11 protein-coding genes are annotated in these 16501 nt (G+C 72.5%); 7 read left to right on the plus strand and 4 right to left on the minus strand.

All coding sequences use genetic code 11. The annotated features are described in order from the left end of the window. Positions 1-107 precede the first annotated feature (107 nt). Both K3N28_RS23595 and K3N28_RS17505 read left to right on the plus strand, forming a co-directional pair. The gene (locus K3N28_RS23595; RefSeq protein ID WP_374209819.1) at positions 108-488 is read left to right on the plus strand and encodes an SCO7613 C-terminal domain-containing membrane protein; all 381 of its coding nucleotides are present in this window, start codon (positions 108-110) and stop codon (positions 486-488) included. A gap of 259 nt (positions 489-747) precedes the next feature. Continuing rightward, positions 748-3471: an SCO7613 C-terminal domain-containing membrane protein gene (locus K3N28_RS17505; RefSeq protein WP_228094040.1), complete on the plus strand. Its 2724-nt coding sequence runs from the start codon at positions 748-750 to the stop codon at positions 3469-3471. 281 nt (positions 3472-3752) lie between these two features. On the opposite strand, the gene dxs is transcribed toward K3N28_RS17505, so the two are convergent. Continuing rightward, positions 3753-5678, minus strand: a complete 1926-nt coding sequence (gene dxs / locus K3N28_RS17510; protein ID WP_228094041.1) for a 1-deoxy-D-xylulose-5-phosphate synthase — start codon at positions 5676-5678, stop codon at positions 3753-3755. A gap of 294 nt (positions 5679-5972) precedes the next feature. Between dxs and K3N28_RS17515 the strand changes: the two genes are divergently transcribed. From K3N28_RS17515 to K3N28_RS17535, 5 genes are all read left to right on the plus strand, one after another. Further along, on the plus strand, positions 5973-6875 hold the full coding sequence (locus K3N28_RS17515) for a hypothetical protein (RefSeq protein WP_228094042.1): 903 nt from the start codon (positions 5973-5975) through the stop codon (positions 6873-6875). Positions 6876-7179: 304 nt separating this feature from the next. Next, on the plus strand, positions 7180-8232 hold the full coding sequence (locus K3N28_RS17520) for a glycine betaine/L-proline ABC transporter ATP-binding protein (protein ID WP_228094043.1): 1053 nt from the start codon (positions 7180-7182) through the stop codon (positions 8230-8232). Further along, entirely contained in the window at positions 8229-9128 is a 900-nt protein-coding gene (locus K3N28_RS17525) for a proline/glycine betaine ABC transporter permease (RefSeq protein WP_228094044.1), read from the plus strand. The genes K3N28_RS17520 and K3N28_RS17525 overlap by 4 nt, the downstream gene beginning before the upstream one ends. 67 nt (positions 9129-9195) lie before the next feature. After that, positions 9196-10116 carry a glycine betaine ABC transporter substrate-binding protein gene (locus K3N28_RS17530; RefSeq protein WP_228094045.1) on the plus strand — a complete coding sequence of 307 codons (921 nt, stop codon included), beginning with the start codon at positions 9196-9198 and terminating at the stop codon, positions 10114-10116. A 518-nt stretch (positions 10117-10634) separates the two neighbouring features. Then, on the plus strand, positions 10635-11765 hold the full coding sequence (locus tag K3N28_RS17535; RefSeq protein ID WP_228094193.1) for a DUF5685 family protein: 1131 nt from the start codon (positions 10635-10637) through the stop codon (positions 11763-11765). A gap of 141 nt (positions 11766-11906) precedes the next feature. Here the strand turns inward: K3N28_RS17535 and K3N28_RS17540 are convergent, their stop codons facing one another. From K3N28_RS17540 to K3N28_RS17550, 3 genes are all read right to left on the minus strand, one after another. Beyond that, positions 11907-12746, minus strand: a complete 840-nt coding sequence (locus tag K3N28_RS17540; RefSeq protein WP_228094046.1) for a hypothetical protein — start codon at positions 12744-12746, stop codon at positions 11907-11909. Between the two features lie 366 nt (positions 12747-13112). Continuing rightward, positions 13113-14291, minus strand: coding sequence for a class I SAM-dependent RNA methyltransferase (locus K3N28_RS17545; RefSeq protein WP_255640289.1), 1179 nt, complete (start codon positions 14289-14291; stop codon positions 13113-13115). A gap of 137 nt (positions 14292-14428) precedes the next feature. Then, on the minus strand, positions 14429-16396 hold the full coding sequence (locus K3N28_RS17550; protein ID WP_228094048.1) for an APC family permease: 1968 nt from the start codon (positions 16394-16396) through the stop codon (positions 14429-14431). Positions 16397-16501 lie beyond the last annotated feature (105 nt).

Consider the following 16501-nt stretch of genomic DNA (forward strand, 5'->3'; position numbering starts at 1 on the left):
AACGGGGTCCGGCCGCTACTGCGAAGGCGCCGGGCCCCGTTCCCACGTCCGCCGGCGGACCGTGGGCCCGGGCCGGTTCGGACGCGGACGGACCGGCGCATGCCGGGCTGCGCACTCATGATGATCACCGCCTCGACGCGGACGCCGGTCCGGCGGCCGAAGCCGACACGCGCGGGGATCCGCCGGCGGGCGATCGCGCACCTGCCCGGGCTCCCTCACCGGTAGAGGCGTGGGTCGGCCCGATGCAAGCCGGGGCGGCGGTCGGCGCGGCCGCTGCGGCGGTGCTGCTAGCGGCGAACCGCCGCCGGCAGGCGCCGCTGGTGCTCGCGGTCTTGGCGGTCAACGAGATCCCGTCGGGGTGGAGCGCGGTGCCGAAATGGGCGCCGCCGTCGGTGGGCGGCGCGATCCTCATCGCCGCGGGCGCGGCCTTGGAGCAGCGCCGCCGCGACCTGTCGCGACTGAGCCGATCGGTCAAGGCGATGCGCTGACGGCGATCGCCCAGTGAACCGGCCCGGCCGCCCCGAGGTTCCCTGGGGACGGCCGGGCCTTCGCGTTCGCCGCGAGGAAGCGGCCCATTCGCCGAGCGAGCGTCCGGCGAACCGCCCTTCGGACTCCGGTCCGTTTAGAGGAATCCTTCAACATTTCGGCCTGTAGGCTCAGGCCGCGTACGCCTTCCTTTGTCATTCGCGTACAAAGCGCGCCCGTTTTGCCCGATCCCGTATTTGACAGGGCCCCCACACTGTGCACATGACCACCTACAACTGCCCCCGTTGCGGCAGCCCTTCCACGGCCGAGCGGTGCCCTTACTGCGGCCGCGGGCCCGAGCCGCTGCTGTCGCGGCTCGGCGAACTCGACGCCGTCCTCGCCACGATGCCCGCCACCCTCCAGAGCCGCGCCGCGGTCGAAGCCGAACGCCGCGAGGTGCTCGAAGGCCTCACCGAAGTCGCGGCCCGCTACCTCGCCGAGGCCGAACGGCACGCCCGCGCCACCGGACCGGGCCCCACTCGGACCCCGCCGGCGTCGACCGACACCGACACCACGCAGTCGCTCACGAGCCCGCCCCGCTCCTCGCCGACCGCGACGCCCGCCGGACCGCCGGCCGCCCACACGCCTGGAGCGCCCGCTCCGTACGCCCCCGGCACCCCGGCCGGCGGCGTCCCCCAAGCACAGGCCGCCCCACAGGCCGGCGCGCCCCAAGCCGTCCCGTACCCGTACCCGCAACCGCCGCGCACGCCGCCCGCCGGCGCGTTCCTCCGGCCGCGCGAACGCGGCGAAGTCGGCTCCAAGACCGTCCAGACCGTGCTCCTGAGCCTCGGCGGCCTCCTCGTCGCCGCCGCGCTCATCATCTTCACCGCCGTCGCGTGGCGCAACATGGGCAACGAAGGCCGAGCCGCCGTCCTCGGCGGCGTCACCGTCCTGCTCCTGGCGATCCCCTTCGCGTTCAAGCGCAACCGCCTCTGGGCCACCGCCGAGACCTTCGCGGCCCTCGGCGCGCTCGCCCTGTGGTGCACGACCCTCGCGGGCTACTACCTGTACCGGCCGCCGGGCGCCGACTTCGGGCCCGACACCGTCGGCGCGTGGACCGGCGGGGTCCTCGTGGTCCTCGTCGGCTACCGCGCCCTGGGCCGCCTCGCCGCGACCGGCTGGGCCATGCTCCCGCTCGCCGCGGTCGGCGCCGGGTTCGCCGCCGCCGGCCCCCTCGGCACGGCCGTCCCCCTCGTGCTCGCGATCGCCGCGGCCCTGGGCGCCGCCGCCTGGATCACCGGCCGGCACCCGGGCCGCTACGGACGCTCAGACCTGTGGGCCTCGCGGTTCCTCACCTGCGCCGCGGTCGTCGCCGCCTGCTCCGCGGGTCTGCGCGCGGCCTTCGGGCTCGCCGACCCCGTGGTCCCGCCCGCGGCCGCCGCCGTCGCACTCCTGGCCGCCGCCAACCTGGTCGGCGCCCACCTCGCCCGCCGCCTCGGCGTCTCCCTCACCACGATGCTCGTCGCCGCCTCCGCCAGCGGCTCGCTCGTGCTGTGCGCGTGGATCCTCGCGATCCGGGCCGACTCCTCCGAGCTCATCCTCCCCTCGCTCGCGCTGGCCGCGGCGGCCGTCCCGCCCGCCCTCCTGCCGCGGGAGAAGGACACGTGGCCGCTCACCACGGCCGCCACCGCCGCGCTCACCGCCCTCGCCGCGTTCGCCGCGGTCACCTTCGACGCGCCCGACCTCAGCGCCTACTTCGTCGTGTTCCTCGCCGCCCGCCTGGTCGCGCCGCTCTGCGCCGCACCGCTCGGCACGGCCCTGCGGCACGCGTCCTATGTGGTCGGCATCGGCACCGCCGTCGTCGCGGCCTTCACGGCGCTCGGCGGCCTCGTGGCCCTGTTCGCCCGCGACCTCGGGTGGCGCCTCGCCCTCGAAGTCCCGGTCGTCCTCGTGGCCTTCGCGTTCGCGTCGCTCCTGCTCCCCCGGAAATACCGGGTCAACGCGGCCGCGCTGGCCGTCGCGTTCGCCGTCGAATCGTCGGCGGTCCGCCTGTGGAGCGAGGACCCGACCCGGTACGACGCGGTCCCCACGATCGCCTTCATCGTCTGCGGCCTCATCGCCCTGACGTCGGCCCTGTTCTCGGGCACGGTCGCCGGGCGCTGCTCGGGCTGGGCGGCGCTCGCGGTGTGGGCCCCGATCGCCGGAGCCGCGGCCTCCGAGAGCGACACCCTCGACCCCGGCCCGGGCTGGATCCCGCTGTGGCTCACCGTCACCGCCGCCGCGATGCTCGTCATCGCCGCGGGCGCGCCGCGCCGCACCCGCCCCGACCGGGTGCTCGCCGCCATCCTCGCCCACGTCCTCGCAGGGCTCGCGATCGTGGTCGGCGGCCTGGACGACTTCTTCTCCGCGACCCTGATGGACTCGGACGTGAAGCTGTTCCTCCCCGTCCAGTTCGGGATCTACACCCTGGCGCTCGCGGGCGCGGCGCTCATGGCCCCGGTCCGCAAGTGGGGGTACACGATCGCGGCCCTGTGCACCGGCACCGTGGGCTGGTGGTCGCTGCTGGCCGCGCTCAACATCGCCACGCTGGAGTGCTACACCGCGCCGACGGCGGCCATCCTGTTCCTGATCGGCCTGTGGCGGCTGGATCGGCGACCCGAGGTCGGCTCGTGGTCGACGCTGGCGCTGCCGATCCTCGTCGGCATCGGACCGAGCCTGCTCATGGCGCTCGGCGACGGCGACGTGGCCCGGCGCGTCGGCGTCGGCGCGGCCGCCGTCGTGGTGATCATCGCCGGACTCCAGCGCCGCTGGCAGGCTCCGCTCGTGCTCGGCTCGATCGCGCTGGCGGTCCTGACGATCAACGAGCTGGCACTGGTGTGGGATCACATCCCGGTGTGGATCCCGCCCGCGATCGGCGGCGTGATCCTCATCGGCGCGGGCGCGACCTTCGAGAAGCGCCGCCGCGACCTGGCCCGACTGCGCGACGGTTTGAAATCGATGCGGTAGGCAACCGAACGAGGCCTTCGCGGCGTCTTACCGACAGCACCGGGCGCGGCGGGTCCTACAGGGCCCGCCGCGCCGCTGTGTCCGGACCGCGGACGAGCGGCGGCGACCGGTGGTCCCGCGCAGGCGTCGGGGCCGAAGCACGCGTGACGGCCGCTTTCCGGTCGGCCGTCTCGTCACGGCCGCCGCTGCGTCGTCCGTCCCCCCGATGCCGTACCGGTACGGGAGGGCCGTCCGCCTGCGAGCGGGCACGGATGCCGAATCGCCGGGACGATTGACGGTCCCTAGTGGTGGTGCGCTTCCGCTTCGCCGCGGCGGTGGACTTCGGCCGCCAGGCGCTCGGCGATCGCCTCGGGGGTGAGCCCCAGGTCGGCGAGGAGCTGGGCGCGGGTCCCGTGCGGATGCCAGCCGCGTTCGACGCCGAAGTCGATCAGCGGCACCTCCTCGCCCGCGTCGCGCAGGGACTGCGCCAGCGCGTCGCCGAACCCGCCGGTGCGGATGCCGTCCTCCACTGTGGCCACGAGCGGGTACTGGCCCGCGAGCTTCACGAGCGCGTCCGGCACCGGCGAGATCCAGCGCGGGTCGACGACCGTGGCGCGGATGCCCCGCTCGACGAGGAGCGAGGCGACCTGGACCGCGGTGGCGGCGAAGGCGCCGCAGGCGACGATGAGCAGCTCGTCGTCCTCGTGCTTGACGAGCACGTCGAGTCCTTCATTGACGTCGACGGCCTCGATGTCGGCCTCGGGGACCGCCCCCGTGGGGAAGCGGAGCATCGTCGGGCCGTCGTCGACCGCGAGCGCCTCGGCGAACTCCTCGCGGAGGGACGCGGCGTCGCGCGGGGCGGCGATCCGCAGGCCGGGGACGACGCGGAAGATCGAGGTGTCCCAGATGCCGTAGTGGCTCGGTCCGTCGGGGCCGGTGATGCCGGCGCGGTCGAGCACGAACGTCACCGGCAGGCGGTGCATGGCGACGTCGAGGACGGTCTGGTCGAACGCGCGGTTCATGAACGTGGAGTAGACGGCCACGACCGGGTGCATGCCGTTCATGGCGAGGCCGGCCGCGGAGGTGACCGCGTGCTGCTCGGCGATGCCGACGTCGAAGACCCGCTCGGGATGGCGCTTCATGAGCTTGTCGACGCCGGTGGGCCCGGGCATGGCGGCGGTGATCGCGACGACCTCGGGCCGCAGGTTCGCCTGCGCGACGAGCTCGTCGGCGAAGACGCCGGTCCAGCGGCGCTTGGAGGCGGTGACGGGCTCGCCGGTGATCGGGTCGAACGCGGCCGAGGGGGCGTGCATCTGCTCGGCCTCGTCGGCGCGGGCGGGGGCCCAGCCGCGGCCCTTCTCGGTGAGGGCGTGGACGATCACGGGACCGCCGAAGCGCTTCGCGCGGTCGAGGGCCTCGGTGAGCTCGCCGATGTGGTGGCCGTCGACGGGGCCGACGTACTTGATGCCCAGATCGGAGAACATGCCCTGCGGGGCGAGGGCGTCCTTGAGGCCGGTCTTGGCGGCGTGGAGGCCCGCGTAGGCGGCGCGGCCGAACACGGGGATGCGTTCGACGAGCTCCTGGATCTTCTTGAGCGCGGGCTCGTAGCCGGGATTGAGGCGCAGGCCCGCGAGGCGCTTGGCGAGGCCGCCGACGGTGGGCGCGTAGGAGCGGCCATTGTCGTTGACGACGATGACGAGTTTGAGGTCGTCGCGGGCGGCGATGTTGTTGAGGGCCTCCCAGCACATGCCGCCGGTGAGCGCGCCGTCGCCGACGAGCGCCACGACGTGCCGGTCGGAGCCGGACAGGGCGTGGGCCTTGGCGAGGCCGTCGGCGTAGGACAGGGCGGTGGAGGCGTGGGAGTTCTCGACGAGGTCGTGCGGGGACTCGGCCTGGCTGGGGTAGCCGGTGAGGCCGCCGCGGCGGCGCAGTCCGTCGAACCGATCGGCCCGGCCGGTGAGCGCCTTGTGGACGTACGACTGGTGGCCGGTGTCGAAGACGATCTGGTCGTGCGGCGAGTCGAAGACCCGGTGGATCGCCATGGTCAGCTCGACGACGCCGAGGTTGGGGCCGATGTGGCCGCCGGTCCGGGCGACCGCGTCGACGAGGAATTCGCGGAGCTCCTCGGCCAGCCGCGGCAGCTCGGCCTCGTCCAGCGACTTGAAATCGGCCAGCCTGCCGATGCCGGACAGCAGCGGGCCCATCTCGGGGCCGAGGTGCGTATTCATAAGGGGGAAGTCTATCGGTGGCACCGCCCGGGCGGTACCTCCGCGAGGTCGGCTGGGATGTGTCTCATGGCCGCTCACGGTCCGTGATCCGCGCTTCGGTCGCGGCGTCGGGGCGGTCACGGTTCGGGCGGGGGGACGTCACCGAGAACGGCCGTCGCCGATTCCGCTCGGGCGCTTCGGAAATTCATCCGAAAGGGCGGCGTGTGCGAGAGTGTCGGAAAGCAGTCAGTCCCCGAAAGGGACACGCCGGGCGAATAGCGGCCCGGGCCGTGATCTGGGTGTGATCATCCCAACATGGACCTCATCGACCTGCATCAGAACACCGAATGGCCCGCGCGCCTCGATCAGGTGTTGAGTTCCTCTCCGGTGGACTGGGCGGATCGGCGCGCGAGCGTGCAGGCCGCGGTCCCGCCCGGACTGGCCCGGCTCCAGCGGATGTCGGCGGTGCCGCGCTTCGACCTGGACGCGGTCGCCCCGGAGGTGTACGAGGGGATCCTGGAGGACGCGCTCGCGGCGGCCGCGCGCGGAGGCGCGGCCTACACCGAGTTGCGGCTGCCGCAGGAGTCGGTGGTGTACCCGCAGTTCATGGAGCGGTTCACGGCGGCGCGCTCGCGGGTCGCCGAGTCGTTCCCGGGCTTCGACGCGGGCGCGATCCTGAGCATGAACCTGTGGGATCCGATGCTCCGGGAGCTGTGCGACGCGTTCGCGGACGCCGCGGCGGCCGGGCTGGCGGGCATCGAGATCGTCTACGTTCCGTATGCGGCCGAAGCGGACTGGAAGCGGGGCCGGGTGGTGGCCGAGGCAGCGGCCGCGGCGGGGCTCGGCGTGACGGTGCCGGCGGGGGCGTTCAACGCCTCGAACCTGGCGGCCTTGGCGGAGATCGAGCAGATCGGACGGATCGGGCACGCCGTCGGCGCGGCGAACGACCCGGGGATCATGCGGCTGCTGGCCGCGCGCGGGGTGACCGTGGAGGTGTGCCTGACGTCGGCGGTGGTCCTGGGAATGGTGCCGGCGCTGGAGGCGCACCCGCTGCCGCGGTTCCTGGAGGCGGGCATGGCGGTGGTGCTCGGGACGGACTCGCCGATGCGGATGGGCACCGACATCGCGGGCGAGTACGCGAAGGCGCGGACGCTGGGACTGGGCGAGGCGGACCTGGCGGCGATGACGGCGCGGGCCAGGGCGGCCCGGCTGCCGTAAGGGGCGCCCGACCGCACGATCACGAATCGATCTCGGAGCGATCAACAACACGCGTCAATTGTTATGAACGTCGGATTGTCGACAACCTGATGACCCGCTCATCGACATTCGCCTTCAAGGCCTTCACCTGCGCAAACGCCGGGATCGAACCTCCCGTGTCGATCTTCTCACGCACTGCTCGGCTTGCAGAACCCCAGGTGTTGACTAATGTTTCACCCGTTGCCGCCCCCGACGGAAGCCCGTGCCGGAGCATCCGCGTCTCCCCCGGTCCGCGTCATCCGAGCCCGCGCTGTGAAAGGAAGCAATGCCCGCTATCGCAGTGGACTCCCTGTACAAGGTATTCGGCAAAGGCGCCAAGAACGCCGTCGCCCAGCTCAAACGCGGCGTCCCCCGCGCAGACCTGGCCGCGAAGAACGTCACCGCCGCGGTGATCGACCACAACTGGTCGATCGAGCCCGGCGAGACCTTCGTCGTCATGGGGCTGTCCGGCTCCGGCAAGTCCACGCTGATCCGGATGCTCAACGGCCTCATCAAGCCCACGGCCGGGACCATCCGCATCGGCGACGTCGAACTCGGCTCGCTCTCGTCCCGGGAGCTGCGCCGGCTGCGCCGCGAGAAGATCAGCATGGTCTTCCAGCACTTCGCGCTGCTCCCCCACCGCACGGTCGTCGAGAACGTCGCGTTCGGCCTGGAGATCAAGGGCGTCGACAAGACCGAGCGCCTGGAGCGCGCTAGGGAAGCGGTCGAGCTCGCAGGCCTGGCCGGGCACGAGTACAAACTCCCCGCGCAGCTCTCGGGCGGCATGAAGCAGCGGGTGGGCCTGGCCCGGGCGCTCGCCGCCGACACCGAGATCCTCCTCATGGACGAGGCCTTCAGCGCCCTCGACCCGCTCATCCGCCAGGAGATGCAGGACCAGCTGCTCGACCTCCAGTCGAAGCTCGGCAAGACCATCGTGTTCATCACCCACGACCTCAACGAGGCCATGCGGATCGGCGACCGGATCGCGATCTGCGACGGCGAGGTCAAGCAGCTGGGCACCGCCGAGGAGATCCTCATGCACCCGGCGGACGACTACGTCGCCGAGTTCACCGCCGACGTCGACCGCAGCCGCGTGCTCACCGCCGAGGCCGTCATGGAGCCGTGCGGCACGCAGGACACCAGCGCGCTGCGGAGGATCGAGCCCGACGTCCCCGTGAACGAGCTGTACCAGCCGGTCCTGGACTCCAAGGCCCCCTTGCTGGTCGTCGACGACAACGCCGACCCGCTCGGGGTCGTCACGCCCAGATCCATCATCAAGTCGCTGGCGTTCGAGCCCGAGACGGCCGCCGACGGTGAAGAGGAGCGACAGCCCGCATGATCGAGTACCTCCGGAACTGGTTCTGGACCTACATCTGGAAACCCTTGCCCGACATGCCGTTCGGTGACTGGATGGAGTCCTTCGTCCGCTGGGCCCGGGACGCCTGGTCGATCTTCTTCGACGGCACCGAGACCTTCCTCGAGTCGGTCTACACCGGACTGACCGAGACGCTGCTGTTCCTGCCCTCGGGTCTGATGGTCCTCGTCTTCGCCGCGATCGCCTGGGCCGCCAAGGGGTGGAAGCTGGCCGCCACGGTCGGCGTCGGCATGTTCATCGCCGCGTGGACCCCGTACTGGAACGAGACCATGGAGACCTTCTCGATGGTCCTGGTCGCGGCGTTCTTCGCGACGGCCCTGGCCATCCCGCTGGGGATCCTCGCCGCGGAGAACCGGACCGTCTCGACGGTGATGCGCCCGGTGCTCGACTTCATGCAGACCCTGCCCGGATTCGTCTACCTGCTGCCGGTCGTCATGTTCTACGGCATCGGCGTGGTCCCCGGCATGATCGCCACCATCGTGTTCTGCATGCCGCCCGGCGTCCGGCTCACCGAACTGGGCCTCAGGCAGGTCGACCGCGAGGTCGTCGAAGCCGGGCAGGCGTTCGGCGCCTCCCCGGCCGCGATCCTCGCCCGGATCAAGCTCCCGCTGGCGCTGCCGACGATCATGGCCGGGCTCAACCAGGTCATCATGCTGGCCCTGTCGATGGTCGTCATCGCCGGGCTGGTCGGCGGCGGCGGCCTCGGTTCGGTCATCGTCTCCGCCCTCGGCCGCGTCGAGATGGCCCAGGGCTTCAACGCCGGTCTGGCCGTGGTCATCCTGGCGATCTTCCTCGACCGGGTCATGCAGGGCCTGGCCGACCGCACGCCGGTGGCCCGCGCCGCCGAGCTCGCCCGATGACCCCGTGAACGCAAAGCGACCCAACGGAACACCCCGCACCCCGTCACAGGGAAGAAAGTAGGAGAACATGCAACGTCGCCTCATGATGAAGAGCGCTCTCGGCATCGGAGCGGGCTCCGCCGCCGCCTTGGCCCTGTCGGCCTGCTCGGTCGAGCAGGAGGGGGGCTCCGACGACGCCTCCTCGGTCGACGGCGGCCTGCCCGAAGGCTCGGGCACCATCGACCTGGCCGTCATCCCCGGCTGGGACGAGGGCGTGGTGGCCACCGAGCTGTGGCGCCAGGCGCTCACCGGCGCCGGATACACCGTGAACGTCCAGGAGATCGCCGAAGCCGGCGTGCTGTTCGAGGCCCTGGCCTCGGGCGACATCGACCTCTTCCTCGACGGCTGGCTGCCGGTGACCCACAAGTCCTACATGGACGAATACGGGGACCGGCTCGAGCAGCTGGGCGCGTGGAACGAGAACGCGGCGCTCACCGTCGCCGTCCCGGCCTACGTCGACGTGAACTCGCTGACCGAGCTGAACGCGAACGCGGACCTGTTCGGCGGCAAGATCGTCGGGATCGAGCCCAGCGCGGGCCTGACCGAGGCGGTCCAGAACAACACCATCCCGACCTACGGCATGGACGACCTGGAACTGCAGACCTCGTCGACCGCGACCATGCTCGCCGAGCTGGATTCGGCGATCGCGGCCGAGGAGCCGATCGTGGTCACGCTGTGGCAGCCGCACTGGGCGTACGCGAAGTACGATCTGAAGAACCTCGAAGACCCCGAGGGCACCCTCGGCGACGTCGAGACCCTCAACACGCTGGCGCGCGAGGGCTTCTCCGAGGAGTTCGGGGACGTGGCCGCCGCGCTCGAGTCGTTCAAGCTGAGCGACGAGCAGCTGGCGAACCTGGAGAACACCGTGTTCAGCGATCACGAGGGCGACGTCCAGGCGGGCGTGAGCGCCTGGCTCGAGGACAACGAGTTCTCCGAGCTCATCGCCTAAGACCGAGGCGGTGCGGGCCGGTGGCGACGCCGGTCCGGCCCGCACCTCGCACCCCGCACCCCGCACCCCGCACCCCGCACCCCGCACCCCGCACCCCGCACCCCGCACCCCGCACCCCGCACCCCGCACCCCGCACCCCGCACCCCGCACCCGACGAATTGTCGAACCCCCGCCCGCTGAGGCCGCTCGCTCGGCGAGGGCCGCAATGAGCGCATCACGGCGAAGCGAGCAGTCGACGCAATCGATCTACGTGCGCTTATGCGCGCATTCCTCGCAAAACCGCTACCCGACTCATGCGCAAGCGCTAATATATTGAGACGCTCCGCGGGTCACCCCCCGCTGAGCCCGAGAAGGCCCTTCATGCCTCCCGCACGCGACCGCCGATCCGCGCTCGGCGGTCGCGTTGCGCTCCGCCGCTACGATCTCCTGCAGAGAACCGCCCCCAACAGCACGCCGAGCGGCCGAGTCCGCGCCCTCGACCCGCGCGCTGTCGAGCGCTAGGAGACCACTTGTTCGGCATGCTCGCGCCCTGCCCCTCGCGCACCCCCGACGGCCTGAAGCCCCGCTGGATGGGGCATTTCTGCGGCCTCTGCCTCGAACTGCGCGACGACGCGGGCCAGTTCGCGCGGCTCACGACCAACTACGACGCCCTGGCCCTCTCCGTCCTCGTCGAAGCCCAGCAGGGCGACGACGCGCACGGCCGCAACGCCGGTCCCTGCGCCCTGCGCGGCATGCGCCGTCAGCGCATCGCCACCGGCGAGGGCCCACGCCTCGCCGCCACCGCGTCGCTCCTGCTCGCCTCAGCGAAGATCCGCGACCATGTGGAGGACGGCGACGGCATCGCCGCGCGTCCGGGCGCGCGCGGCCTCGCGGGCGTGACCGCGGACCGCTTGCGCGCCAAGGCCGCCCTCATCGGCGACTCGATCGGCCTGCCGACCGCGCCGCTCGTCGCGGCGATCGAGCGGCAGCGCGAGGTCGAGCGGGCCTGCGGCGCGTCCACCCCGCTCACCGACGTCACCGCGCCGACCGAAGCGGCGACCGCCGAGTTGTTCGCGCACGCCGCCGTCCTCGGCGGCCGACCCGAGAACGCCGCGCCGTTCCGGGCCGCGGGTGCGGCGTTCGGGCGCCTGGCGCACCTGCTCGACGCCGCCGACGACTTCGACGAGGACGCCGAGCGGGGGGCGTGGAACCCGCTGGCCGCGACCGGCTCCGGCGTCGAGGGCGCACGGACGCTGGCGAAGGGCGCGCTCGCGGACATGAAGGCCGCCTTGGCATCGGCCTCGCTCATCGACGAGACGATGACCGGGCTGCTGCTGGACCGCTATGCGCGGCATGCGGTCTCGAAGACCTTCGGCTCGACGTGCGCGACGTACCGGAGGCCCGAGCGGCACCACGGGAGCCATCACGAGACGCGCGACGACCATTACCGGCCTCGCCGGCGCGGGTTCTGGGCGGGCCTGTGCAGCTTCGCGGTGCTGTGCTGCACCTGTCAGCTCTGCTGCGCCGACCACTATGAGGGCCCGTGGAGCGGGCGCCCGCGCGAGGGCTGCTGCCGGGACGCGTGCGATTGCTGCGAGTGCTGCAATTGCTGCAGCTGCTGCGGCGAATCGGACGGCGGCTGCTGCGGATGCGGCTGCAGCTGCGACTGAACGGTCCGGTCGAACGCTCGGCAGGGCTTGCGGCCCGGCCGAGCGGACCCGTCGGCGCGACGTTCGGCAGGGCCGGCGGCTCACGAATCCGCCGGGACGGCTCGGTAAGCGGCTCCGCCGAACGCCGACGGACCGGGTCCGCTAGCGCGGCGGCTGGGGCCAACCCCGCGATGCGGTCGGGTGGTGGCCGCCGGGGGCGGGCGGCGGCGTCGGCGCGGCGGGCCAGGCGGCCTGCTGCGGCGCACCCGGCGATACGGGCGGCGCGGCTTGAGCGGCCAGGTAGTCCTCGCCGGGCAGCGGGCGCTGCTCGGGGGCCTTCTTGGGCTGGTTGCCCTCGCGCTCGCGCAGCCAGGCGCGCACCGGGCGGGTGAAGAACAGCACCAGGACGAGCAGCGATGCGGCGACCTCGGCGAGGGCGGGCACGAACGTCCAGAAGCTGAAGAAGCCGACGAGCGCGTTGAGCCCGAACAGGACGAGTCCGATGTAGACGGGTCGGCGCGGCTGCTCGAATCCCAGGCGGCCGAGGCGTTCCTTGGCGACGGCCCAGATCAGGACCAGGGACGCGACGGCGGCGGCGAACCCGAACACGACGACGAGGACGCCGAAGGAGGAGGAGCCCAAGGCCGCCACGGGGATGCCGATGAGCGCCACGAGCAGGACGAGGGCCAGGTGGATCCACAGCGTCTGGAGGACGACCGTGATCTGCCGCGGGCGGTCGTCCTTGCCGAGGAAGCCCCAGCGCTGGGCGAAGGTGGGCGGGGGCGGCAGAACCGGTCCGTCCTCCTGGCCGGGGGCCAGATGCGCGTAGGGGTCGTGCGGCCGGTAGTCGAAGGACGGCGAGGCGGGCCGGTGCTGCGGCGAGGGAGATCCGGCCAGCGGCAGGGTGTTGCCGTCGCGGGTCGGCGCGGAGGCTCCGAGCGGCTGGTGCGGCGGCCGGTTCGGGTCGTACGCGGGCCCGGGCGTGTAGGGAGTGTTCGTCATCGATCGGCTCCGATGAGTTCGGTCAGTTGCGGCACCAAGGTATCTCATGCCGCCGAGGTGATGGGTGCTCACATCGGAGCGGGACTGCATGCGTCATATCCGGGACGGAGGGCGAAGCCACCAATGTACGTCCCGGGGGCTGCGCCGGGACCGGGGGCCCGGGGAAGGACGGGAACGACGCGATTCGCGTCGTAGGCGTGCGATCGGACATCGCTCGCACAGCACCGCGAGTCCCGGACGCGATGGGCACCGGGTGCGCCCTTCCCACCGCACCGCACCGCGCCGCCGCCGGCCGGCGTCCCGTGCGGCGCCGCCGCGAGTCCGGGGGCCGGTCGGGTCGGCGACCGGAGGCCCCGCTCGGGCCGGTCAGTCGACCGGTTCGAAGAGGGCGATCGTCTCGAAGTGCTGCGTCATCGGGAAGGCGTCGAAGGCGCGGATGCGGGTCAGCTCGTAGCCTTCGATCGCGAGGTCCTTCGCGTCGCGGCCCAGCGCGCCCGCGTCGCAGGCGATGTAGCAGATCGCGCGCGGCCGGGCCTCGCCCAGCGCGACCACGACCTCCGGGCCGGCGCCGCTGCGCGGGGGGTCGAGCACGACGAGGTCGACCGAGCCGAGGTCGGGCGCGATCGCGGCCACGTCGCCCTCGATGGCCCCGGCGTTCTTCCACGCGGCGAGGTTCGGCGCGGTGCGCGAGGCCGAGGCGCTCTCCACGGCCACGACGCGGCCCGTCTCGCCGACCGCTTCGGCGAGTCCGGCGGCGAAGACCCCGGCCCCGGCGTACAGGTCCCAGGCCGACTCGCCTTCGCGCGGGTCGAGGAAGTCGAGCGCACACGCGAGGAACGTGGGCGCGGCGGCCGGGTGGACCTGCCAGAAGCCGTCGAAGTCGATCGCGAACTTCTTGTCGCCGACCTGCTGATGGACGAGTTTCGGGCCGCTCTTGTGGTGCGGGCGGGCGGTGCGCCGCAGCTGGGTGTAGACGGCGAGCTCGTCGTCGTTCGAGTCGACGACGCCGACCGCGCCCATGCCGTCCCAGCGCTTGGCGAGGATGTCGGATTCGCGGATGCGCTCGGTCGCGATGGGGCACCGGTCGATGTGGACGAGCTCGTGCGACTTGTGGACGCGCAGGCCCGGCCGCCCGGCTTCGTCGACGGCGTACTGCATGCGGGTGCGCCAGCCGAGCGCCCCCTCGGGCCACGGCAGGGCCTCCACTGCGAGGCCTTCGAGGCGCGCGGGATCGACGCCGCCGATGCGGGTGAGCTGGTCGAACAGCACGCGGGCCTTGAGGCGCAGCTGCGCTTCGGGGGCGGCGTGCTGGAAGTCGCAGCCGCCGCATTTGCCGGGCCCGGCGTAGGGGCACGGGGGCTCGACGCGATCGGGCGAGGCCTCGATGATCTCGACGGCGTCGGCGAACGCGAAGCGCTTCTTGCGCTCGCGGACCTCGATGCGGACGGTCTCGCCGGGCAGGGCGTGCCGGACGAAGTAGACCTCGTTGTCGACGCGGGCCACGCAGTGGCCTCCTGCGGCGACGTCTTCAACGGTGACGATCATCGTCTTCATCCTCACGGGTCGCTGGCGGCGCCGGGCGCGGCGGGCCGCACGCCAGGATACGGGGTTGCGGGTGCCGGGCCGCGTTCTCCCGCGCGGGTGTGACATCGCCGCTCGGAGCCCTTCATGCCGGCCAGGGCCTACTTGCTGATGCGTCGCAGCGGCGGCGGTTCGGTGCTCTCGCCGAGGATCCACGGCACGATGCAGACCATGACGCCCGGCTCGTACTTGAGCTGGCGGCGGATGGCCTTGGTGGTCTGGTTGTGCAGCAGGCTGGTCGACCAGTTGAAGTAGCCGCGGGAGACGCGGCCCGGCTGGCGGCCCTGACCGACCACGAACTCCGGCAGGTACACGGTGACGACGTCGCGCGGGGCGTCGCGCAGCCGGGCCTTCACGTAGTCCACGATCGGGCCGGTGATCTCCCGGTACGGGGAGTCGACCACCGTGAGCGGCACGGTGATCCCCCGCCGCTCCCATTCGGCCAGGAGCCGCCGGGAGGCCGCGGCGTCCACGTTCACCGTGAGCGCCGTGATGGTGTCCGGCCGGGTGGCCTTGGCGTAGGAGAGCATCCGCATGAGCGGCAGGTTCACGCTCGAGGCGAGCACGATCGCGTGGCTGCGCGAAGGCAGTTTCGGCTTGCCCTGCGGCAGCTCGATCTCGTCGCGCACGGCCGTGTAGTGCTGGGCGATGAAGCGCATGAGCACGTAGCAGCCGCCGATGATGAGCACGGCGATCCAGCCGCGCTGGTAGTCGGTGACGATCACGATCCCGAGGACGAGCGCGCACGCGAACGCCGCGATGAACGCCGTGCCCCGGGCGCGTCGGGCGCGCCGACGGCGGGCGGCGTCGCGTTCGACGTCGAGGACGCGCCGCCAGTGGCGGACCATCGCGGCGTTGGCGAGGACCATCGAGAGGAAGACGCCGACGATGTACAGGCCCATGAGGTCGTACGTGACGCCGCCGAAGAGGACCACCAGGACCGCGGCCGCCACGGCGAGGATGAGGATGCCGTTGGAGTACACGAGGCGGTCGCCGCGTTTGTGGAGCTGCCGTGGGAGGAGCGAGTCCTCGGCGAAGACGGACGCGAGCTGCGGGAAGCCGACGAACGCGGTGTTCGCGGCGAGCAGCAGGACCCCGGCGGTGCCGAGCATGATCGGGGTCATGGCGGCGGGCGAGGCGCCGAAGACGGTGTCGGCGAGCTGCGCGAGCAGCGGATGCTGCAGATAGCCCGAGGCGTCCGCGGAGGACTGGGCGCCGACCAGGTAGGCCAGGACGACGATGCCGGTGAAGAGCACGACGGCCGCACCGCCGACGGTGGTGATCGCGGCCGCGGCGTTGCGGCCGCGCGGGGGCCGGAAGAAGCGGACGCGGGTCGTGAACGTCTCGATGCCGGTGACGGCCACCGATCCGGCGGCGAAGGCCCTCGCGCAGAGGACGAGCAGGGCCGCCGAAGTCCATTCGCGAGGGTCTTCGGCGAGCTCCAGGTCGGCCGTGGGCGCGGTGAGGTCCTCGCCCGCGCCGATGCGGACGAAGCCGACGACGAGGAGCGCGACGACGCCCGTGATGAACGCGACCGTCACGGCGGCGGCGAAGCGGCCGGAGACGCGCAGGCCGCGGAGGTTGTAGGCCGCGAGCAGCGCGATCGCGGCGGCGGCTATCCACTCGCGCCACGGGTTGAGCCCGGGCAGGAGCACGTTGAGGGCCGCGACGGCGGCGGACACCGAGACGGCGACGGTGAGGATGTAGTCGAGGACGAGCGCGGCCGCGGCGAGGCGTCCCGCGCCGGGCCCGTAGTTCGCCGCGACGACCCGGTAGTCGCCGCCGCCGCCCGGGTAGGCCTGGACGGTGTAGCGGTAGGAGGCGATGACCGCGATCATGACGGCGGCGACGGCGAGGCCGGTCCACACCGAATAGGCGTACGCGGCGGTCCCGGCGATGCCGAGGACGAGGAAGATCTGCTCGGGGGCGTAGGCGAGCGAGGAGATCGGGTTGACCGCGAGCAGGGGGATCGCATAGCGCTTGGAGAGCGCCAGTGACGGCTGGCGCTGCCCCGAGGCGAACGGCTCGCCCACGAGCAGCCGTTTGAAGACGGACAAGGACCGGGTCACGGGAACCGACCTTACCGGTCTTCGACGACCGGCAGGAGGTTCGGTCGCTCAGGGACCCGCGCCCGGGCCGCCGGGTCGCGCGGACGGCGGCCGCGAGCGCCCCCG

It is taken from the genome of Glycomyces sp. TRM65418, from assembly GCF_019710475.1.
Classification (GTDB): domain Bacteria; phylum Actinomycetota; class Actinomycetes; order Mycobacteriales; family Micromonosporaceae; genus Glycomyces.